This is a genomic window from Collibacillus ludicampi (assembly GCF_023705585.1).
Classification (GTDB): Bacteria; Bacillota; Bacilli; order Tumebacillales; family BOQE01; genus Collibacillus; species Collibacillus ludicampi.
Genome location: NZ_BOQE01000001.1, coordinates 1,614,818 through 1,635,206, shown reverse-complemented (window position 1 = coordinate 1,635,206; position 20,389 = coordinate 1,614,818). Strand labels below are relative to the sequence as shown.

General features: G+C 48.5%; 21 protein-coding genes. 3 read left to right on the top strand and 18 right to left on the bottom strand.

The window, feature by feature from the left end; genetic code table 11:
* Window positions 1–29: 29 nt before the first annotated feature.
* From DNHGIG_RS08200 to DNHGIG_RS08180, 5 genes are all read right to left on the bottom strand, one after another.
* A complete protein-coding gene (locus DNHGIG_RS08200; RefSeq protein ID WP_282199209.1) occupies window positions 30–674 on the bottom strand; it encodes a protein kinase domain-containing protein in 645 nt (214 codons plus the stop codon).
* On the bottom strand, window positions 638–1,036 hold the full coding sequence (locus DNHGIG_RS08195; RefSeq protein ID WP_282199208.1) for a hypothetical protein: 399 nt from the start codon (window positions 1,034–1,036) through the stop codon (window positions 638–640). The genes DNHGIG_RS08200 and DNHGIG_RS08195 overlap by 37 nt, the downstream gene beginning before the upstream one ends.
* Entirely contained in the window at window positions 1,008–1,766 is a 759-nt protein-coding gene (locus tag DNHGIG_RS08190; protein WP_282199207.1) for a vWA domain-containing protein, read from the bottom strand. Before DNHGIG_RS08190 ends, DNHGIG_RS08195 begins: the two co-directional genes overlap by 29 nt.
* A gap of 69 nt (window positions 1,767–1,835) precedes the next feature.
* Window positions 1,836–3,461, bottom strand: a complete 1,626-nt coding sequence (spoIIE, locus tag DNHGIG_RS08185) for a stage II sporulation protein E (protein ID WP_282199206.1) — start codon at window positions 3,459–3,461, stop codon at window positions 1,836–1,838.
* Between the two features lie 5 nt (window positions 3,462–3,466).
* Window positions 3,467–4,366: a hypothetical protein gene (locus DNHGIG_RS08180; protein ID WP_282199205.1), complete on the bottom strand. Its 900-nt coding sequence runs from the start codon at window positions 4,364–4,366 to the stop codon at window positions 3,467–3,469.
* 271 nt (window positions 4,367–4,637) lie between these two features.
* Here DNHGIG_RS08180 and DNHGIG_RS08175 point away from each other — a divergent pair, with 271 nt between their 5' ends.
* Both DNHGIG_RS08175 and cmpA read left to right on the top strand, forming a co-directional pair.
* A complete protein-coding gene (locus tag DNHGIG_RS08175) occupies window positions 4,638–5,603 on the top strand; it encodes a deoxycytidylate deaminase (RefSeq protein ID WP_282199204.1) in 966 nt (321 codons plus the stop codon).
* Between the two features lie 53 nt (window positions 5,604–5,656).
* Window positions 5,657–5,902, top strand: coding sequence for a cortex morphogenetic protein CmpA (gene cmpA, locus DNHGIG_RS21175; RefSeq protein WP_439647766.1), 246 nt, complete (start codon window positions 5,657–5,659; stop codon window positions 5,900–5,902).
* Window positions 5,903–6,029: 127 nt separating this feature from the next.
* On the opposite strand, the gene DNHGIG_RS08165 is transcribed toward cmpA, so the two are convergent.
* Window positions 6,030–6,212 carry a hypothetical protein gene (locus DNHGIG_RS08165; protein ID WP_282199202.1) on the bottom strand — a complete coding sequence of 61 codons (183 nt, stop codon included), beginning with the start codon at window positions 6,210–6,212 and terminating at the stop codon, window positions 6,030–6,032.
* A gap of 118 nt (window positions 6,213–6,330) precedes the next feature.
* Between DNHGIG_RS08165 and DNHGIG_RS08160 the strand changes: the two genes are divergently transcribed.
* The gene (locus DNHGIG_RS08160) at window positions 6,331–6,939 is read left to right on the top strand and encodes a YdcF family protein (protein ID WP_282199201.1); all 609 of its coding nucleotides are present in this window, start codon (window positions 6,331–6,333) and stop codon (window positions 6,937–6,939) included.
* A gap of 65 nt (window positions 6,940–7,004) precedes the next feature.
* Here the strand turns inward: DNHGIG_RS08160 and DNHGIG_RS08155 are convergent, their stop codons facing one another.
* From DNHGIG_RS08155 to mfd, 12 genes are all read right to left on the bottom strand, one after another.
* Window positions 7,005–8,741 carry a phospho-sugar mutase gene (locus tag DNHGIG_RS08155; RefSeq protein ID WP_282199200.1) on the bottom strand — a complete coding sequence of 579 codons (1,737 nt, stop codon included), beginning with the start codon at window positions 8,739–8,741 and terminating at the stop codon, window positions 7,005–7,007.
* Between the two features lie 227 nt (window positions 8,742–8,968).
* The gene (locus DNHGIG_RS08150) at window positions 8,969–9,406 is read right to left on the bottom strand and encodes a S1 domain-containing RNA-binding protein (protein WP_282199199.1); all 438 of its coding nucleotides are present in this window, start codon (window positions 9,404–9,406) and stop codon (window positions 8,969–8,971) included.
* 84 nt (window positions 9,407–9,490) lie between these two features.
* Window positions 9,491–9,847 (bottom strand): FtsB family cell division protein, encoded by a 357-nt coding sequence (locus DNHGIG_RS08145; RefSeq protein WP_282199198.1) that lies wholly within the window; start codon window positions 9,845–9,847, stop codon window positions 9,491–9,493.
* A gap of 14 nt (window positions 9,848–9,861) precedes the next feature.
* Window positions 9,862–10,476 carry a spore cortex biosynthesis protein YabQ gene (gene yabQ / locus DNHGIG_RS08140; protein ID WP_282201386.1) on the bottom strand — a complete coding sequence of 205 codons (615 nt, stop codon included), beginning with the start codon at window positions 10,474–10,476 and terminating at the stop codon, window positions 9,862–9,864.
* Window positions 10,477–10,520: 44 nt separating this feature from the next.
* Entirely contained in the window at window positions 10,521–10,829 is a 309-nt protein-coding gene (gene yabP / locus DNHGIG_RS08135) for a sporulation protein YabP (protein WP_282199197.1), read from the bottom strand.
* Between the two features lie 146 nt (window positions 10,830–10,975).
* Window positions 10,976–11,269, bottom strand: a complete 294-nt coding sequence (locus DNHGIG_RS08130; protein WP_282199196.1) for an RNA-binding S4 domain-containing protein — start codon at window positions 11,267–11,269, stop codon at window positions 10,976–10,978.
* A complete protein-coding gene (hbs, locus tag DNHGIG_RS08125; protein ID WP_282199195.1) occupies window positions 11,270–11,548 on the bottom strand; it encodes a non-specific DNA-binding protein Hbs in 279 nt (92 codons plus the stop codon).
* A gap of 131 nt (window positions 11,549–11,679) precedes the next feature.
* On the bottom strand, window positions 11,680–13,155 hold the full coding sequence (gene yabN / locus DNHGIG_RS08120) for a bifunctional methyltransferase/pyrophosphohydrolase YabN (protein ID WP_282199194.1): 1,476 nt from the start codon (window positions 13,153–13,155) through the stop codon (window positions 11,680–11,682).
* A 170-nt stretch (window positions 13,156–13,325) separates the two neighbouring features.
* Entirely contained in the window at window positions 13,326–14,939 is a 1,614-nt protein-coding gene (locus DNHGIG_RS08115) for a putative polysaccharide biosynthesis protein (protein WP_282199193.1), read from the bottom strand.
* A 174-nt stretch (window positions 14,940–15,113) separates the two neighbouring features.
* A complete protein-coding gene (gene spoVT, locus DNHGIG_RS08110) occupies window positions 15,114–15,656 on the bottom strand; it encodes a stage V sporulation protein T (protein ID WP_282199192.1) in 543 nt (180 codons plus the stop codon).
* Between the two features lie 240 nt (window positions 15,657–15,896).
* Entirely contained in the window at window positions 15,897–16,832 is a 936-nt protein-coding gene (locus tag DNHGIG_RS08105; RefSeq protein WP_282199191.1) for a peptidylprolyl isomerase, read from the bottom strand.
* Window positions 16,825–20,355 carry a transcription-repair coupling factor gene (mfd, locus tag DNHGIG_RS08100; protein ID WP_282201385.1) on the bottom strand — a complete coding sequence of 1,177 codons (3,531 nt, stop codon included), beginning with the start codon at window positions 20,353–20,355 and terminating at the stop codon, window positions 16,825–16,827. The genes DNHGIG_RS08105 and mfd overlap by 8 nt, the downstream gene beginning before the upstream one ends.
* Window positions 20,356–20,389: the final 34 nt, after the last annotated feature.

The window sequence follows — 20,389 nt, the reverse complement described above, 5'->3', positions numbered from 1 at the left end:
TCCCGGACACATCCTTGTGCTTCCGCAGGCTAGAAGGTTACAAAAACGTGAACAAACACAGACAATGTGAAAAGAATAGCGACAAGCAACGCCCAATCGGTCATATCCCATCGTTGAAAGAAGGAGCGCTCTGATGGCATGAATGAGAAAGCGTTCGTCCGGTTCCTTCGGGCAGGCGATTGTTCCATCATGATCCTTTTCTGGATCCGCTCCACATCACGATGCATCATCCATGCATTTTTATACTTACCTGCCCATGCTCGTTCAAGAATCGGCCCCCAGATGGAGATCTCCGGCGATCGTTGGGCTCTCGTCATCAGTTCTTTCCATCGGAGGGATACATCAGCAGAAACGAACAATCCCATATCAAGGCCCGGCTTACATAAACGTAGCATTAACATCGCAACCGCAAACAAATCGTACGCCTCGTCCGCTCGCCGTGCACCCATCCCCCAATGCGCCCGGTCATACCATGCGGTATATTGTCTGATTCCTTTTCCGAACGGAGTGACTCCCCCGAAATCAATGACGCGCAAGATTCCCTTTTGCGGATGAACAAGCAAGTTTTCCGCCTTCAAATCGCCAAACACCACCTGATGCTCGTGGATGTGGGCAAGAAAGGAGAGAAGCTGCAAAATCAAAGCCCCAACCGAGAGCGAACCGTTCTTCTGCAAAATGATTCGATTCCGACCCCCTCCACATATTCCATAACGTAAAAAAATAAAAGAGTATGTCCGCCCTCCCCTTTGGGAGATTCGAAATCATCCATTTCCAAGACAAAAGGCCCAAGGGAGATACCTTGAACCTTTTCACTCATTTCGCGAAGCACCTGATACTCTAAGGCGATATTGGTAGCGTCTGCAGAAATCTTGAGAGCCAAACGATGCCCGTTCAACTCGACAAGGTAGACTTCCCCGTTCGCTCCTTTACCGATTTTGCCTAACACATGATACGTGCGGTGATTCCATCTGCCGACAATCTTCTGACCCGGTTGCAAGAAATCGCTTTTAAACGATATAGGATGAGAAAAACCCATGTTTTCCATCCTCCCGCATCAGGGACTCTTCACTACTACGCACGATTCCACCGGCAGTTTCGGCAAACAGATGGAAGGCTTCCTGCAAGGCCGGACCGGTCGGTGTGACTCCATACGCTGACAAGCGATTCATCAAGCCATTCAGATCAGGGAACGAACAGAAGTCACACACCCGGGTAACCAATTGACCTCGCGTTCCCGGATACGTGAGAATCGCTACTTCGTGCTCTCCCGCGCGCGCATCTAGACTTAAGGCGAGATCATGTATCGCTTCCCTGACTTTTGGTAATTTGCTGTCCATCGATGCGGAAACATCAAGCAGAAGTACGAGACGAAGAAACACTTCATCGCTCACTTTTTGGATCAGACGAGCGACCTCAATTCGCTTTTGCGGAGGTAAGGTGTTTGTCTCTCCGCCTAAGATTGCAAGCAGTTCCCTGTCCACGACTCGCTGAATGGCCATTTGCATCGATTGTTGAGTCATCATCTGCATGGTACCGGCCAATTCTTGTATCTCGACAATCCGGCACATGCCTCCACTTGCTTCCGCGATTCCGTACACTTCACGCTCCCCTTGCCATCTGGATGATCCACTGTTTAGGATGCCGATGACATTCACAGTGACCCCATAATTCTTGCCCATTCGTGCGATTTGTACAGGATCCCCCCCTTGATTGGAACATCCGTCTGTTATCAAAAGAATTTGTCGAATCTCATGTGCTCCCCGCATATTTTCAACTCCTTGCGAAACATTTTCCTATCAGTATGTCCGCAAGGATTGAGACATAGACTTCACCTTTCATGCAGTTGGCGATCCTTGACTCAGAGGAACGATGTTTTGCTTCCCTCCTTTTTTGCGTTTGATTTTCTTGAGGCCCGGTATCTTGATGGTCGACCACTCGGGTTGGAATCTCTCGATCTTGGCCACCAATACGGTCATATCGTCATTGATCTCCCCGTGATTCATACGAACCGCCAACTCTAACAGAACATCAGCGATCGCTTGAGGGTCGTTCGTTTCGATGCTCTCGATTTGAGTCTTCAGCCACACCTCCGAATTTTCCATCTGTTTCGCCGCATCAAAGACACCGTCCGATACGAGAATGAGAAAATCTCCTTCTTGCAAGTCGGCTTCCACAGACTGGATTTCAATATCTTGCAAGATTCCTATGGGAATATTGGCTCCGCAGATCGGAAACGCTTCCGAACCCCTCTTGATAAAAGACGGAGCCGATCCGATTTTTAAAAATTCGGTTTTCGCCGAATACAAGTCAATGAGCGCTAAATCCATCGTCGCAAAAATCTCTTCTTGTGAACGAAGCAGCAAGACTGAATTCACCGTTTTGATCGCCAATTGTTCATCAAATCCCGCTTTCAGCAATTGTTGCAAGAGGCGGATCGCCGCACTCGACTCCTGCATCGCCCGTTCACCATTTCCCATACCATCCGAAACAGCGACCGCGTATTTACCATTCCCCACATCCAGAGATGTGAAGGAGTCTCCGCTCAGCATTTTCCCGTCTTTAGCCGCTGATGCAACCCCCACCTCCACGTTGTAGACTTTGGCGGATGTAAGAGTGACCGTACAAAACCCTTCCGATTCCGCCCGTTTTTGTGCGACGGTAATATTCTCACCAAGGATTTCAGAAAGTAACGGAGCAATCACTTTCGCACATTCGTTGTAATCTCCGCATCCGGCATAGGTAACTTCAATCTCCACCTTCCCCTCATCAAGGCAAATGATATCGACCGTGCGAATCGTCAAGCCCAACTGTTCGAGCGCCGCCATGATATGTTCTTCCTGATCGGCGGACACATGGTTTTCCTTGCGAATTTCCCCTGCCAACTCACTCATGATCTTAGCGACACCGGTGAGCTGTGAAGCGACCAAATCACGGTTCTCCGCGAGAAGCGCCTGCCATTTTGCGTCACGTTTTACAAATTCGGCCGCGCGGTTAAGCGCATTTGTGATCTGTTCGGTTTTAATACACCTCCTCTTCAATGCGGGTGCGAGGTTTCTCGCATCCACGTATCCGTCGATGTCGATCATCGCCAAGGAGTCGACCATCCCCTGATAGGTTTCCATAAAATGTTTACTCCAACATTGCCCTCGTTTGAAACATCCAGCACATACTTGTTGCGAAACATGTTCAAGTGTTTTGTTCAACAGTTCATCAGGTGGACGAACCTGGCTTGCCGAGATCTGTGAAAATGTGTTTGACAATTCTTGGAATACATTCGACACCTCGCGTATTCGATTGTCCATCAATTCACGGATCCGTCGCGCGTAATCCTGCTGTGACAATGCATGCTGATGGGTTCCTGGAACATAACGCGCGATCTGTTCAATCAAGCTTTTCGGTGTCAGGAAGAGCAGTACAAATGCGGCCAAAGATTCTTCAAGACCCACCGCGACTTGCGACAAATCGGCTACATATACGGTAAGAATCGCCGTTCCCTACATGAAACCGAGTCCGACTCCCAGTTTCTTCGCGTCACGCAGAAGTCCTCCAAGCACCCCGAAAAAGCCAAAAGACCAATTTGGGTGACCGCCGTTAGCGAAGACATGGAAAGAATGATTCCCGTCACCACACCGACGCCTGCACCGACACCCGCTCCTCCAATCAAGGAAAAAAGCATAATCAAGTAACGGCTGAATATATTTACTAGCGAGACAGATCCAAATGTCAATCCGGTGAATCCCGTAAGAACGGAAGCCATCAAAATGACCAGACAGATAATTTCTTCATTGCGCAGTTCCTTTACACCTCGTTGAAATGTAAAAACGGGGATCGATTGGATGAAGATCATGGTCAAGACAGTCGCCAAAAAACCTTCAACCAATCCCATTAACATGGAGTAACGACTCATATCCCCGTGGATGGCCGCATATGCAAACCGTACAGCCGTATCCACCAAGAAAACCGCGAGAGGAATGGTGCCGAGATCCAGAACCTTATTCTTTGCCAGGAGTCTATAGATCAAGCGATAGAGGACAAGCATCCCAAGAATCACCGGCCATCTAGAGAAAACACCGTTTGCAGCGATATACCCGACGACCAGCGCGAGCATGACCTTCCGAGCTGCCGTTTGTCTGAAACGAAGAATGACCGCATAGTAAGCAACCGCGAACGGAGAAATTTCCCCGAGGATCTCGGCTCTCCCCAGAAAGAATGACATTAAAACGAGAATCAACACTCCTTTGGTCCAAAGATTCTGCCACCAACCACCGATCGCCTTGCTGAGCCTGCGAATAGGCGAAAACCCCACCCGATTCATTATGCCTCCTACGTTTGCCACACCGGATTTCCAAAAACTCCTCTCCATCATTCAGACACCACCCGTCCTGAAGTATTGACCACATTATAGCAGCACCTTTGCGTAAAATTTGTCAAAATGCGCTTGAATCGGAATAAAAATTCCGACAATTTATTTGTTTTTTTGTGGAAGTCTGCGAATCCGTTTCTCGGCAATTGCTTTTATTTCCTTCTCTCACCAAGTATGTGAAGACTGGAGTGATTGGTTTTTCCCGTCGAATCTGTCGAAATTTTTTTCTGAGTCGACAAACTTTCTGGTATTGTTACATATAGGAGGTTTTTTTATGATTCTCACATCCATTCGTGATTGGGTCGACCATGTCCCCTTGGGTCAGCGGCCTAGTTGGACCGAATATTTTATGATTGCCGCGTTTATGGCCAGTTTGCGTTCAACATGCGGAAGCCGCAGGGTGGGCTGTACCATCGTACATGACAAACAGATTTTGTCTACCGGTTATAACGGCTCTGTACCGGGAGACGTTCACTGTATCGAGGGCGGATGCCCACGCTTCGAAGCGAAGAAGCGCGGGGAACTCGGATCCGGGGAGAGACTTGCCGACTGCATCGCCGTACATGCGGAACAGAATGCATTGATACAGATCGGCATGCAAGCAAAAGGCGGAGAATTGTATACCACAACGTATCCTTGTTTTCTATGTGCCAAAATGATCGTACGAGCGGGTATTCACACGGTTTATTATGTAGAAGGTTATCCTTCACCGGAAACGGAAGCACTTTTCGCGCGCACCGGATTATGCGTCAAGCAGATGGAAACCGATCGTTATCCTCACCTTTCGCAAGTCATGCACCTCTTGCAAAAGATCCCTTTAGGAGAAAGGCCAACATGGGATACCTATTTCCTATCGCTTGCGTATATGGCCAGCTTGCGTTCCACTTGTTCCTTAAATCGTGTCGGCAGTCTGGTCGTTATGGATAAGCAGGTGATCGCGACAGGATACAAAGGCTCCGTTCCAGGAGATATCCATTGCACCAATGGAGGGTGCCCTCATGTGTTGAATCCCGATGAAATGTGTATCGCCCTCGACGCGGAGGAAAATGCGTTGCTCTCCTTGCCGAGGGGCAGTGTCAACAATTCTTCTGCCACTCTGTTTACCACGGCTGCCCCCAGTTATACGAGTGCCAAATTGGCGATCAAAGCGGGGATCCGGCGGATCGTCCACAGTAAAGAATTGGATGAAAATGTAATGGATCTGTTCTCGCGACTCGGAATTGCACGACTGAAACTTTGATCCGGAACCGACATCCGTATCACGGAGGATTTGTGGATGATGGGTATACCCCGATGAATCTTTTCCTAGATGTTGAAAAATTTTTTAAAAAATTTCTCCTTCTAGGCACTTCTCCCTGTCCCAGCGCGTATACTGCCTATACGTACACCAGCCGGATGGAGGGAATGCGCATGCCGAGCTGGCTTCGCAACCAACTGCTGCGGGCCTTTCAGGAAAAAGACAGGAGATCTATCGTCATGTTGAATCGTATTTTTTATAAGTATAGAAACAACCAAACTCTCATGTCACAACAATCATAACCAACCGGGTTCCTATTTGCTGAATGATCGCCTGAATGAGTATGTACAAAATAAGGCGCGCCAATAAACAAGGAGTTCCGATCCAGGAATCCGCCTTGTTTATTGGCAATGTTCCATTCCGTGCGGTTTAAGAATTTCCCGCCGGGACATGTACCGCCACATATGCGGCGAAAACGAAACCGACGACAGTAAGCAGCATGAACGCCGCCAAACCCATTCGTTTCTCTTTCATAAAAGCAAGCATCGGCGGGATAGCCATAAGTCCAAACAAAAGCAGAACCATCGCGATTGGGATCGGATGTAATGTCATAGGGTTCACCTCGTCTCATAAATTGCAAAATCCGCACCCGTGTCACTTCTACCATATGCCGGTTCCGATTCGGCTAGACCCGTAGCGCTGCATGCCGCTATTTGATATCCTGAAAGGTATGATGAAACAACGACCTATGCTTCTCATCATCTTGCTTCTACTTGTCGCCTTAACCTTGACCTACCGTTCCTGGGTCCCTCCGCTTCTCACCGTCCAGGATCCTTTGCAAAAAACGGATGCGATCGTCGTTCTCGGCGGTGATTACTCAGGAAAGCGACTGGCTTATGCCGTCAAACTGTATAAGGAAGGATGGGCTGACCACCTGATTTTTTCCGGTGGAGTCTTACAAACCTGGAAGAGTACAGAAGCTGACATCATGCGCGAACAAGCATTGACATTAGGGGTACCGAATCAGGCCATGTACCTGGAAGACCGTTCGACCACTACATACGAAAATGCTCTCTTTACATTGAATGTCATCAAAGCCCACAGATGGAACTCTTGCATAATTGTGACCGACTGGGACCATTCGCGGAGGGCCCAATGGATTTTTTCACACTTGTACCGCAAAGCCGGAATCCGTGTCATCTCCGCTCCCCTGCTCAGTGAATCCAGGTTTCCTCCCGATACCTGGTGGCAATCCCACCTGGGTACAAAAAAAGTTTTAACGAACCTGATCGGTATCCCTTACTATTGGTTAAGGTACGGGTTACTAGGATGGACGTAACGGTTGGCCGTGCACTCTTGTCAATATATAAAAAGAGACCTCTCGCCCGAGAGGTCTCAGCTCTTTTATATTCCCATCCATTCGGTGACAGCTTGTTTTAACGAATCGAGACGATTCTTCGCCTCTTCCAAAGAACCTTCCCGTACGCCAAAATAAAACTTGATCTTCGGCTCGGTGCCTGAAGGACGTACGGCAAACCAGGATCCCCCTTCCAGGTGCACTCGAACCACATCCGCCCGCGGGAGGGTCAACACATCCTCACGAACATGGTTCCCATCGTTAACCCACAAGGTTTTACGGCTGCTTAAATAATCCTCAACACTCGTCACCATACGACCGCCCAATTGTTTAGGCAGGTTCTCGCGCACCTGTTTCATCATTGCACGAATCTTTTCCATTCCTTCGATTCCCTTCATGGTCAATGACAGGAGATCTTCCATGAAATAACCGTATCGTTCCCACAATGTGACAAGTTGGTCATAAAGCGTTTTATTTTGCGTCTTATAATAAGCCGTCATCTCGGCAGCCATCATACACGCTTGCACGGCGTCTTTGTCACGAACCTCACCGCCGATTAAATAACCGTAGCTTTCTTCATATCCAAACAGGAATGTGTGGGATCCGGTTTGTTCAAACTCAGTGATTTTCTCTCCGATGAACTTAAAGCCCGTCAACGTATCGAACGTTTTCACACCGAACGAATCAGCGATTGCCCTCCCCAACTCCGAAGTGACGATGGTCTTGACCATCGCCCCGTTGGCCGGCAATTTCCCCATTTCTTGCCGTCTTTGCAAAATGTAATATAACAGAAGCGCCCCCAACTGATTACCCGTTAGCACCTGAAATTCCCCAGTTTGATCGCGAACGACAACACCCACACGGTCAGCATCCGGATCCGTTCCCATCACCATGTCTGCGTTGATCTTCTCCGCGAGACGAAGTGCATGCGTAAACGCCTTTTTCTCTTCGGGATTGGGAGATTGGACGGTAGAAAATTGAGGATCCGGTTCGGCTTGCTCGGGAACCACCGTTACGTTTTCAAACCCCATTTTATTCAAAATAGCGGTCACCGGTTTCAGACCCGTTCCATGTAACGGAGTGTAAACGATTCGCAGTTGGCGTTTTGCTTCCTCGAAATCGGAAGGGAACAATGTCAATCCTGACAAATATGACAGGTACTTTTCATCCATATCCTCGCCCAATTCTTGCAGAAGTCCTTTCGCTTTCGCTTCCTCCCACTCCATCACAGGAATCAACAGTTCATTCTCGATGTCCTCCATGTGGGCTTGAATGGCCTCGGCCGTCGCGGGTGTGATCTGACCTCCATCCGCTGCGTATACTTTAAACCCGTTATACTCAGGCGGATTGTGACTCGCTGTGATCACGATGCCGGCAGCCGCCCCCAGATTCCTGACGGCAAAAGATAATTCGGGTGTGGGACGCAACTCGTCAAACAAATATGTACGAATTCCGTGTGCCGCCAATGTCAATGCCGCATTTTCGGCATACAGGCGGGAATGATGGCGCGAATCATAAGCGATCGCCACACCTTTCTCCTTGGCAATCGCTCCCTCTGACTCCAGAAACCTGGCCACACCTTCCGCGGCACGCCGAACCGTATAAATGTTCATCCGGTTCGTTCCCGCTCCGCGTACCCCGCGCAAGCCTCCCGTACCGAACGCCAGGTGCTGATGAAACCTCTCTTTCAACTCACGATCATCGTCTTTGATTTTCCTCAATTCTGCAGCCAGTTCTTCATCGAGTTTCTCATATGATAACCAATTCTGAATTCTTTGTTCCATATGTAGACCCTCCTCTTCCTTGTGCTGAATCCATCTGACATGTATTTGTATCTATGAATCAATGCACCAAAAAGTGCCGTTTACCAAATCCGCTCATGACATCGATTCCTTAAACGGCTCTTCCTTGAATTCCCTAATTCGTCATTTCACAAATCTGATATCGTGCTATTTTCAGAGATAATAAATAAAGCACCCCATCACTGAGATGCCTTTAAAATCATTACCATTTAGCCACGACGGCCTCCACGCCCACCGCGTTTTGATTCGCTTCGTTTCAAAGCAGCCAAACGTTCTTCACTGTCTTTCAGAAAACGGTTCATCTTATCTTCAAACGACAGGCGAGGCCCTCGTTCATTACGTGCACTACGTGGCGAACGACGTTCACGATCCCCTCCGCGATTGGGGGATCCTCCCTGAGGAGCTTCCGGTTGTTCTTTCGCTTGACGTATGGAAAGACCAATCTTGCCATCCTTGTCGACAGAAAGAACTTTGACCGTTACCATGTCGTTAACCTTCAGGTGATCGTTAATATCCTTTACATAGGTATCAGCGATCTCTGATATATGAACGAGACCCGTTGAACCACCCGGTAGCAGCACAAATGCCCCAAAATGAGTAATACCTGTAACTTTCCCTTCTAGTTTGCTGCCTACTTCAATAGACATGAAAAGAAACGCTCCTCCTCGAATAGAAAAAAAGGAATATAACAGTTCATATTTTAATAAATAAACGAAACTATGTCAAGAAAGCTACTGTCCCGGTTGGTAAATTATTTCCCCTTTTTTTACCATATTATATTTTCTTGCAAGTAATGCAATGTAATCATCGTTGTTTAGATTTTTGACTTCTGCATTGAGTTCTTGCAATTTTTGTTCCTGCTCTACCAGTTGTTGATTGAGTTGTGCTCTCTCTTGTTCCAGTTGCCTGAACTTTGGAGCTTGGTCAAAAAAATAGGTGTAGACCGCCCAAAGCATGAAGACAAAGAGGAAACAAGATCTCAATTTCAGCTTCCGTTTTCTACCCGCCTGCGGAACATGGATGGGAAACGTATTGTTTCTATCGATTGGAACGATCTTCGATCGCCGTTTCTTCGCTGTAGAGAGCATGGAAACACCCGCTCCTATCCTTTTGGATCTTTTGGTTCCTCATCGTCTTTGCGATTAAAGAACCAATTCGACAAGGAGACAAGAAATCCTTTTACCTTTTTCATGTGTTTCCAATATCGTACCAAAGGCTCTTCTATAGGTACAAATACCCTCTTTAAACCCTTATGCAGGAGTCGAAGAATAGGTCTGAAAGGCCATAAGATGACCGTTTCAATCACTTGTGCCACACGATCCAATGCCCGAAGGAGAGCCAGCAGCAATCGCCCGAGCAAAAGAAGCGGCTGAACGACAAGCAAGAGAAACATACGGTAGATCAAAAGACCAAGTGCTTTCATTCCGAGAATCACACCGACCGTTCCACTCACGACGATTTTACGGAATAACAAGCGATACACCAAAAGGCCCAGCAGGAGAATCACGAATACGTACAGACGAACATCCCCGTTATTCGCCCACATCAACGCCCAGAAGACGAGAACAAGCGCAAATATCCAGAACATGAGATCGAAAACCGGGTTAAGGAAACGAAGAAAACGCCATTGTTTCAAAACGACTCGATAGACATCATAAACGGCACCGAGAATGGCGCCCGAAATGCTCATCGCAATCAGGGTGAGGTATTGTGTCATCAAACTCACCGCATGCCCCCCTCTCTACATGTGAATGCGGGGGATCAGCGGAAAAGCTTTCCGAAAAACCCCTTTGCTTTTTCTGCCGGCGACAGCCCTTCGTCAAAATACCCCATGTCGTAAATCATCCCCTCGATTGCGACGACCCCGTTTTCCAAACTTAATGTCTTGATATGCAAATTTTCTCCGCGTATGGCCAGTAGTCCGTAAGCTGTTTGCAAGATAAATTCATGTGAGTCGAAACTTTCCACGTTCATCACACCGGTGACTTGCAGGCTTTGGCGGTTTAACATCATGACTTCATGGCGCTCATATTGCTGTTTATGAGGCACACGTTGACGTTCCTCTGCCATTTTCATTCCTCCACGCATCCATAGTGTACAAGGTACACTACAATTTATGTGATCGAGGGACAAGATAGTACTTGTTCCTCTTTGCAATTTATGCGTCAAGGAGAAAAAAAGTTGCATACTGTGTGGAAAACAAAAAGAGGATGACCTCATTCGTCATCCTCGCTGTCATCCCATTCGGGATTCCCGCTCTTTCTCGTTTCGGAAAGAACCGTATACATCTCTGCCGCCTGTTCCTTTTTTACATGCTCGGCGATCGCATGAACTTTCACTTCGACTATTTTCGTTCCGAAAGTAATGGTGAGTACATCATCAACACGCACTTCTGTGCTGGCCTTGGCTGGGCGGCCATTGATCTGGATGCGCCCTTGATCACAAATTTCCTTCGCAAGCGTCCGTCTCTTGATCAGACGGGAAACCTTAAGAAACTTGTCAAGACGCATTTATTTCGATGCGATAGCTTCTTTCAATTTGTTTCCAGGCTTAAATGCAGGCACAATCGATTCGGGAATTTCGATCGTTTCACCCGTCTGCGGGTTACGGCCGCTGCGCGCGGAACGTTTGCGCGTTTCAAACGTGCCAAAGCCAATCAACTGTACTTTTTCCCCTTCTGCCAATGCTTCCCCGATAGACTCAAGAAAAGAGTTGATCGCTGCTTCTGCATCCTTCTTGGTCAAACCGCTTTTTTCAGCAACCTTATTGATTAAATCCATCTTGTTCATAAGAAACAATGTACCCCTTTCATTGACACTGTCAATATGTAGCCTTGTTGGTTATTCGTTCTACTATCCTTGAAATCCTGCTTGTCTCACGATTTTCTTTAGAAATTCGCAATAAATTTTGGTTCCCGGCACTAGATCTGTTTCGCCTCCGTCCAGTACCGGTCCATCTCTTCCAGATCGGCATCTTCCAAAGAGCGCCCTTGTTCCCTAACCCTCTGTTCAATGAAGGCGAACCGTTTGCGGAATTTCTCATTGGTTTTGGCCAGGGCCTCTTCCGGGTCAATCTTGAGAAAGCGGGCAAGATTTACGATTGCGAACAGCAAATCGCCAAATTCCTCTTTGATGTTTTCCTGATCTTGCGCCTCACGAAGCTCCTTCCACTCTTCTTCAACCTTTGCGTATACGGGTTTGATATCCGGCCAGTCGAAACCGACGGAAGCAGCCTTTTTCTGCAGTTTCACAGCAGACATCAGAGCCGGAAAGCTCCTTGGAACCGAATCGAGAAGGGATTGCTCCTGTTCCAGGTGTTTCTCACGTTTCTCCTTTTTCTTGATTTCCTCCCATTTCGCTTCCACATCCTTAGCATTCTTAGCATCGGACCTGGCAAACACATGCGGATGTCGCCGAATGAGTTTGTCGTTAATTCCCTTGACGACATCGTACGCATCAAACATTCCCTCTTCGGCAGCTATCTGTGCATGCAATGCCACTTGCAAAAGAAGATCTCCCAGTTCTTCACACAGATCATCCGGATCGTCCCGATCAATCGCATCAGCCACTTCATACGCTTCTTCCAGCACATATTTGCGAATCGACTGATGCGTCTGCTCGCGATCCCATGGACATCCTCCCGGGCCGCGCAAAAGCTCCGTGATCTCGACCAGCCGCCAAAATTGTCTGTTGATCACCGCGTCGTTCGTTGCAGGAGGGATATACAGCGTTGTCAGATGATCGATCCACTCCACCCGGTCAATCTCGTACAAGGGTATGGTCTCTACTCTTTCTTCCCCTTGGATACCGATCGCGCGCGTCAATGTAACCGGATAATCATCCGGATAGTGTACCATCAATGTCAATTTGACATCACTGGCGAGGTCACGAGAGTATACTTCCACGACGAACGTATGCAAGGACGGATTCAAATGTTTGCTTAAGAGCGTAGTCCCGTTGAGAATCGAAACCCCTTCTGTAGGGTCGACCTCTAAACGAAGAAAGAGTTCATCCAGGAAAGAGTGTCCCGGACCCACTTTCACATCGACCTGGTGTTCTGAGCTCTTTTGCAAGAGTAATCTCACAGTTTCTTCGGCCACCCCCGGATGACCGGGAACCGCGTAGACGATCTCTCTTTTATCCTTTGCCTCCTGGAACAGCTTGTCCACAATCGTTTCATAGACAGTTGCAAAGTCTTCCCCTTGTTCATAAATATCATCAAATGATAGGAAACTTATACCTTTTTCAGCTAAATCTTTTGCTAAAGGGTACCAAGTGGTTCGCAAAAAAATATCCTGGACCCGCTTGAGCACCTCATAGGTACCGATCGGCAAGTCCGACCACGATCCGGAGCCAAGACCTACCACGTGGATGATTGGTCGATGGTTCAAAGTCATTCAAAGATCCCTCCCTTGTCCATTTGTCTCAGATTGTGTCCCTACACATTTTCCCCTGAATCAAAAGATGAACGGCCGCTCCGAGTGCGGACTTACCCCTTGGCCTCTCGGAAGCGACCGGAATGCCGTCTCGCATAGGCACCGAATTCCGAAGAACTTGGATGTAACCATCAAATTAACTTCAACCATTGAAACACACGCACGATGGTAGGCCCGATCCTCGGAATGGAGCGGATATCCTCTTTTGTTAAACTGCCCGTCACAAGCAACGAGAATCCATAAACGACCCCAGCCGCAGTGATCGCCAGAAGGACAGTCCCAACATACGCCATCCGCTCCACAGGCATCACGTTCATGAAATAAGGGAGACATTGACGCACTACGGAAAAAGCGGCTACAGCCATAAAGAATGTTGACAGCATCGGGCGCCATAAGAGCAGCTTCATATCGAGAACAACCCCGGTTCTGCGATATACTTCCCACAAGTTGAGCAAGGTGGCAACAAAGTATGAAATGACTGTAGACATGGCCGCGCCTTCAATTCCCCAAAGCGGTACAAGCGCCAAGTTGAGAAACAATTTGAAAGATCCGCCGATCAACAGATTTCGCACAGGCAGATAAACGATTCCCATTCCCTGAAGGATCGCCGACGTGGTCACCTGCAGTGATGACACAAGCGTCGCAACCGAAATGACAGTGATCGCACGCGCACCTTCCGCATCTTTGAACAGCATGATATCGATCGGCTTGGCCAGTAAAGCCAATCCCACCGACGCGGGAAGAGCGATCAACATCGTCATCCGCATGGCCAACTCGATACGGTTGTAGACGATCCGTTTGTTCCCGAGCGCGAGGCCCGCAGAGATCGCGGGCATAACCGCTGCGCCGATCGCTGTGGCAAACGTCGAGGGAAGCATCATCAGCTTGAACGCGCGCCCCGATAACAGGCCGAACATCTCCGTTGCCTCATTTTGTGTATATCCGTTGTCTTTCAACAAGTTTACTACGGTGAGCACATCCACATTATTCATTAAAGGAACGACCATCGCACCGAGAGAGACGGGCAGCGCGTACCAGCACAATTGTTTGACGATCTCCCAAGTCGATTTCGGTTTCACGCGGTTTTGCATTCTCGCATCATGGCGGAAAAACTCTCTCCGTTTCCAAATAAACCATAACAAGACGAGAAACGAAGCGATGGCTCCGGTCACCGCGCCAAAAGCCGCCCCTGCCGCAGCATATTCCGACCCGTACGGCAGCAGCAGAGTGGCAGCAACAAGAATCGTGGCTACACGCACGATCTGTTCCACTACCTGCGATACCGCGGTGGGATTCATCTCCTGCCAACCTTGAAAATATCCTCGAATCGCGCTCATGACAGGAACGACAAGGAGCGCTGGCGCAATGGCTCGGATTGCATAGGCAGATGCTTCATCGCCAAAAAAAGAGGCGAACAATGGCGCACCGAAAAACAGTAAGACAAAAAACACGATCCCGGTTACCATCAGTAAAATTGCAGATACGCGAAATACATTTTTCGCCCCTCGGTAATCCCCAATGGCGATATGTTCCGCAACAAATTTCGAAACCGCTATTGGAAAACCGGCTGTGGATAGGAGTAAGAGTGTCGAATAGATCGGATAAGCCATTTGATAGAGTCCTAGACCGTGATCGCCTATAATATTCTGTAAAAAGATCGTGTACACCGATCCCAGCACTTTGGAAATCATTCCTGCCAAAGCGAGTATAAAGGCTCCACGTATGAACAGGTTCCGTTCGCTCATCCCCCCGCCCCTCCTCTTCGGTGTCCACATTATACCATAGGTCTTGGCCTTTATATTCACACTTATGGTATGCGCATGTCCATGAAAAAAGCCCAAAAAAGAGGCAAGCTCATCGCCTGCCTCTATGTACCCGTATATAAAACTAGATCAATAATTCCTTTTTTTGAAAACCGACTACTGTTCCATCTGTTTCGCGAGGAATCCAGCCGCTGTTTCGGCCACCTTGGTTTCCAGATCGCCCATTTTCACTTGATCTTCGCGAGAAAGTAGAAGAACGGCGCCAATCGGGTCACCCGCAGCAATAATCGGTGCAATCACTCGAGAGGTGAAACGCTCTGTACGATCACGTATTATTTGATAATCTCCAGGTGTCGTATTCACGATCGTCTTACGTTCTTCCATCGATTTTTCGACATCGGCACCGATCGGCTTGTCCAAGAATTCCTTTTTGGATGCGCCCGATACGGCGATCACGACGTCGCGATCTGTGATGATCGCAATATGCCCTAAACTTTCCGCCAATGAATCCGCATACTCTTTTGCAAAATCACCGAGTTCACCAATGGGGGAATATTTCTTGAGAATGACTTCCCCATCACGGTCGACGAAAATCTCCAACGGGTCTCCTTCACGAATTCGAAGCGTGCGACGAATCTCTTTCGGAATCACGACACGGCCAAGATCATCAATTCTTCGTACGATACCTGTAGCTTTCATGTAGAGACTTCGACCTCTCTTTCTTTGGTGTAATGAATTTCCATGGGCTAAGGAGGGGAGACATCTCTTCTTTGGTTGCCATTATCTTGTCCATTTGCGTCTTTTTTAACAATGGTAGTTATTGGCGCCATTCCTGTGTGTTACACATTTGGAAGCTCCTCGAAGAGTGTTAGTAGTGTGTGCCCACAAAGAGTAATTATTCATTGCAAAGAAAAAGCCGCCATATCTGGCGACCTGCGCTTATAATTGAATCTTGATATTCGCTTGTTCCTTGGCTTGTGCCATGATCTTGTCCCAAACCGCTTTCTTCTGGTTGTCGATATATAAAATGCGCACCTGTTGTTTCATCTTCTCGAAGGGCTGTATATCCCTTTTCATTACCTTGATGATATGGTATCCGTATTGCGTTTTTACCGGATCGGAGAGCTGACCGATCGGGAGTTTCAAGGCCGCATCGGCAAATTCGGGCACGTAGTTCGATAGAGCAGCATTCCCCAGATGCCCGCCGTTATCCTTGGCGCTCGGGTCGATCGATACTTCTTTCGCCACTTTGGCAAAGTCCTCGCCTGCAAGCAGCCTCGCTTTCACCTTTTTCGCTTCTTCTTCACTTTTAACGAGGATATGGTAAACGTCGGCGGTCGAAAAATTCACCGGATGATCCTCGTAGAATTTTTTCAAATCAGCATCTGTCGGCTTTAATTCATTGGCTTTGAGATCCTGGTAGCCTTGCAGATACAGGTCGTCTTCCGCCAATGTTCGAATATCGTTATCGGTGATATGGTATTCTTTCAGCTTCGCCTCAAAAGCGTTTTTATCGCCTTGATAAACCAGTTGCGTGACCTGATCTTTATACTGTTGCACAAGGCCGTTGATTTTGCTCGTATCGATCTTGACTCCTGCCGCTTTGGCTTGCGGCAGGATGATTTTTCTTAGCAAGATATATTCCTGTAGAAATTCACGCTTCGCCTCATCCGTATCCGGGTACGTCGGAACGAGCAATTTCCGCTGAAAATTGAATTGTTTCTCGAACTCGTCCCGCGTGATTTCTCCGCCTTTGTAGGTCGCTACAACCGACTGGCTCGTTCCTGATCTCCCCATCCAAACAAAGAGGCTGAGTACGAGTATCAAAGCGAGAAACAAGGAGGCCAGAGGGATCATTTTTCGTTTCTTAAACATTAGAAACGACCTCCTCACCCTTCGGTACGATCTTGTATTCTTCCATGAATTTCTCAATGAGGCTGAGAATTTCTGTACCTTTAAGTCCTTTCACACGCAATGTAATCGTGATGTGTTGCCCTGCCATCAGATTCATGCGGTTCGGAAATTTTTGACTGAGAGAGAACAACTTCTCCCCGTGGATACGCTGGTTTTGCCGCTCTGACAACTTAAGGATCACATCATGGCCTTGCTGCGTAATGGAAGTGAAATCGTATTGGATCGCGTACGCCTTGATTCTTGTCACCGCCAACAGATTGCGCACTTCCTGCGGCAGATCCCCGAAACGGTCTTCGATCTCCTCTTCCAGATCGGTAACATCTTGCAGCGTCTTGGCAGCTACAAACTTCTTGTAAATTTCGATCTTCTGCATGGAATCTGTGATGAAATCGCTCGGAATATAGGCATCCACAGACAATTCCACTGTCGGATCGACTTTTTCTTCTTCCACTTCGCCTTTCAACTCGCGGATCGCTTGGGCGAGCATATCGGAATATAGATCAAACCCGACCGATGCGATAAATCCGTGCTGTTCCGCGCCGAGCAGGTTCCCGGCTCCGCGGATCGCCAGGTCACGCATAGCGATTTTAAAGCCGCTACCAAGCTCCGTGAATTCTTTGATGGCTTGAAGCCGTTTTTCCGCGACCTCCGTCAGCACCTTGTCCCTCTGATACGTGAAATATGCATAGGCGATGCGGTTGGAGCGCCCGACACGACCGCGCAACTGATACAATTGGGACAAGCCCAGACGGTCGGCATCGTAAACAATGAGCGTATTGACATTCGGAATATCGATCCCCGTCTCGATGATCGTCGTCGATACCAAAACGTCCGCTTCTCCTTCGAGGAATTCCAGCATGACCCGTTCCAATTCTTCCTCGCTCATCTTGCCGTGACCGACGACAACCCTCGCTTCAGGTACGAGCATGCGGATGCGTTCTGCCATTTGATCGATCTCGCGTACCCTGTTAAACAGGAAATATACTTGTCCGCCACGCCCCAGTTCGCGTTCGATCGCTTCGCGCACGAGACTCGGACTGTATTCGACAACGAACGTTTGCACGGGAAACCGATTTTCCGGTGGTGTCTCGATCACCGACAGATCGCGGATTCCCAGCATCGACATATGCAGGGTTCGGGGGATCGGCGTCGCCGTCAATGTCAGGCAATCCACGTTCGTTTTCAATTGTTTGATTTTTTCTTTGTGGGAAACTCCGAAACGTTGCTCCTCATCGACGATCAATAACCCTAAGTCTTTGAACTGTACGCCTTTGTGCAGCAGGCGATGTGTACCAATCACGATATCGACAGTGCCATCCTTTAATCCCTGTAGTACTTCCTTCACCTGGGCCTTCGTGCGAAAACGGGACACGACCTCGACTCTGACAGGAAAACCGGCGCAGCGTTCTTTAAACGTCTCATAATGTTGCTGGGCGAGAATCGTCGTGGGAACGAGTACAGCCACTTGCTTTCCGTCCATCACCGCTTTGAAAGCCGCGCGTATGGCCACTTCCGTTTTTCCGTACCCCACGTCGCCACAAAGAAGGCGATCCATCGGACGGCCCATTTCCATATCCTTCTTGATTTCCGCAATGGCGCGAAGTTGGTCGGGCGTCTCTTCATAGGGAAACATCGCTTCAAAATCGCGCTGCCATTGCGTATCGGGAGAAAAACTATATCCGGGTGCCGCTTGGCGCTTCGCATACAGCTTGATCAACTCTTCCGCGATATCTTTGACGGAGTTCGCCACGCGGCTTTTGACGCGCGCCCACTCGTTTCCCCCGAGCGAATAGAGTTTTGGCTCCTTCTCTTCCCCGCCGATATATTTTTGCACCTGGTCGATCTGTTCGACCGGCACATACAGCTTGTCGTTGCCCGCATATTTGATGTTGAGATAATCTTTGTGAATCCCGTCGATCACGAGCGTTTCGATGCCCATGTATTTTCCGATTCCGTGATTGACGTGTACCACATAGTCGCCTACGCGTAAATCTTGATAACTTTTAATTTTCTGCGCGTCAGAGATCGTCTTGATACGCCTTGCTTTACGCTGCTTGTTCGTAAACACTTCCGCTTCCGTCACGATCGCCAATTTCAGATCTGGCAATTCAAAGCCGGATGTCAAATTCCCGAGAAAAATGGCCGGACGTATGCCGAGCGATCGGATATCTTCAATGATATCCACCTGCATCTCATAGTCGCTAAGCACACGTTCCAACCGATCCGCGCGCTCTCGGTTAGCCGCGAGGAATAGTACCCGGTATCCGGTTTTCTCCCACCGCTCAATCTCCGATTTGAGGACATTCATTTGCCCATGAAAGTTTTGCATCGCTTTGGAGGAAACATTCACAATATTCTGGGTAGATATACCAGGAATCTGTCTCATAAACAATGACATGAATAAGCGGTCTTTCGTCTTGTCGACAAAGAGGGCATTGCGATCCACTCGAGGCAGGATACCCGGTAAGATTTCCCCATGTTCCAAAGCGGCCGTCTCCATTTCCGCCTCTTCTCTCTCGATACGCTTTACCTCTTCGCGCAGACGTCCGGGCTCGTCAAATACATAGAGCGTATCGGCGGGAAGATAATCGATCAGGGTAGGATTGGAAGGATAGAGGAGATGCACGTAACGCAGCAAGCCGGGAAAATTGACCCCCGCTCCCATTTTCTCCACGTCTGATCCGACATACTGATCGAGACGTTCTTTTAGTGTTTCGTCTGTGATTTTCGCTTGATGATCTTTCAATCGTGCAGCGAGTGCGGCACCACACGCTTCAATGCGTTCCGGGCTAGCAATCACTTCTCGGATCGGCCATAAGGTAATCGTTTGCAGTTTTTCATTGGAACGCTGGGTGTTAGGATCAAACGTGCGTATGGAATCGATCTCAACATCAAAAAGTTCGATTCTCACCGCTTCATCTTTCGTGATAGGGAATAAATCAATAATCCCCCCGCGAACGGAAAATTCTCCTTTGGATTCGACCATATCGACTCTCTCATACCCGAGATAGACGAGATGGGAAATCAACGATTCCAGTTGGATTTCCTGACCTACTTCGAGCGTCAAGGCCGCTTGGGCAAACACCTGTCTCGGCAGTAACGGCTGGTGCAATGCGGCGAGCGGCGCGATGACCACGTCAGCTTTGCCCTCTATAAGCGCTTGTAAAACACCGAGACGAGCGGAAGCCTGTTCGGGGGAATATGCCATCACATCGAGGATAGCCGTTTCCCGTTCTCCAAATAGATATATGGAATCCCGCGGCAACAGTTCTACGAGGTCGTCATATACCTGCTGGGACTGTTGCATCGAGGATGTGATGATCAAAAAAGGGCGTGCCAAAGAGGCCCGCAATCCCGCCATATACAGGTGTTTCGCGGACCCGGTCAAACCGGTTACCATTTGTTCGTGGAATCCTTGCTCAAACCCTTTCTTCAGCGAAAGAAAATGAGGGTCTGACTCGATGACCTGTAATAACGATTGCAATGACAATGAACATCCCCTCCGCAAGAGCAAAAAA

What these genes read in the sequence shown, in the direction of transcription:
- hbs (WP_282199195.1), bottom strand. Translation starts at nt 11,548, where the DNA reads ATGAACAAGATGGATTTAATCAATAAGGTTGCTGAAAAAAGCGGTTTG.
- DNHGIG_RS08150 (WP_282199199.1), bottom strand. Translation starts at nt 9,406, where the DNA reads ATGTCTATTGAAGTAGGCAGCAAACTAGAAGGGAAAGTTACAGGTATT.
- DNHGIG_RS08160 (WP_282199201.1), top strand. Translation starts at nt 6,331, where the DNA reads ATGATGAAACAACGACCTATGCTTCTCATCATCTTGCTTCTACTTGTC.
- DNHGIG_RS08180 (WP_282199205.1), bottom strand. Translation starts at nt 4,366, where the DNA reads ATGATGGAGAGGAGTTTTTGGAAATCCGGTGTGGCAAACGTAGGAGGC.
- DNHGIG_RS08130 (WP_282199196.1), bottom strand. Translation starts at nt 11,269, where the DNA reads ATGCGTCTTGACAAGTTTCTTAAGGTTTCCCGTCTGATCAAGAGACGG.
- DNHGIG_RS08175 (WP_282199204.1), top strand. Translation starts at nt 4,638, where the DNA reads ATGATTCTCACATCCATTCGTGATTGGGTCGACCATGTCCCCTTGGGT.
- spoVT (WP_282199192.1), bottom strand. Translation starts at nt 15,656, where the DNA reads ATGAAAGCTACAGGTATCGTACGAAGAATTGATGATCTTGGCCGTGTC.
- DNHGIG_RS08190 (WP_282199207.1), bottom strand. Translation starts at nt 1,766, where the DNA reads ATGCGGGGAGCACATGAGATTCGACAAATTCTTTTGATAACAGACGGA.
- DNHGIG_RS08155 (WP_282199200.1), bottom strand. Translation starts at nt 8,741, where the DNA reads ATGGAACAAAGAATTCAGAATTGGTTATCATATGAGAAACTCGATGAA.
- DNHGIG_RS08145 (WP_282199198.1), bottom strand. Translation starts at nt 9,847, where the DNA reads ATGCTCTCTACAGCGAAGAAACGGCGATCGAAGATCGTTCCAATCGAT.
- yabN (WP_282199194.1), bottom strand. Translation starts at nt 13,155, where the DNA reads ATGACTTTGAACCATCGACCAATCATCCACGTGGTAGGTCTTGGCTCC.
- yabQ (WP_282201386.1), bottom strand. Translation starts at nt 10,476, where the DNA reads ATGACACAATACCTCACCCTGATTGCGATGAGCATTTCGGGCGCCATT.
- DNHGIG_RS08195 (WP_282199208.1), bottom strand. Translation starts at nt 1,036, where the DNA reads ATGGGTTTTTCTCATCCTATATCGTTTAAAAGCGATTTCTTGCAACCG.
- yabP (WP_282199197.1), bottom strand. Translation starts at nt 10,829, where the DNA reads ATGGCAGAGGAACGTCAACGTGTGCCTCATAAACAGCAATATGAGCGC.
- DNHGIG_RS08165 (WP_282199202.1), bottom strand. Translation starts at nt 6,212, where the DNA reads ATGACATTACATCCGATCCCAATCGCGATGGTTCTGCTTTTGTTTGGA.
- DNHGIG_RS08115 (WP_282199193.1), bottom strand. Translation starts at nt 14,939, where the DNA reads ATGAGCGAACGGAACCTGTTCATACGTGGAGCCTTTATACTCGCTTTG.
- DNHGIG_RS08105 (WP_282199191.1), bottom strand. Translation starts at nt 16,832, where the DNA reads ATGTTTAAGAAACGAAAAATGATCCCTCTGGCCTCCTTGTTTCTCGCT.
- cmpA (WP_439647766.1), top strand. Translation starts at nt 5,657, where the DNA reads ATGAATCTTTTCCTAGATGTTGAAAAATTTTTTAAAAAATTTCTCCTT.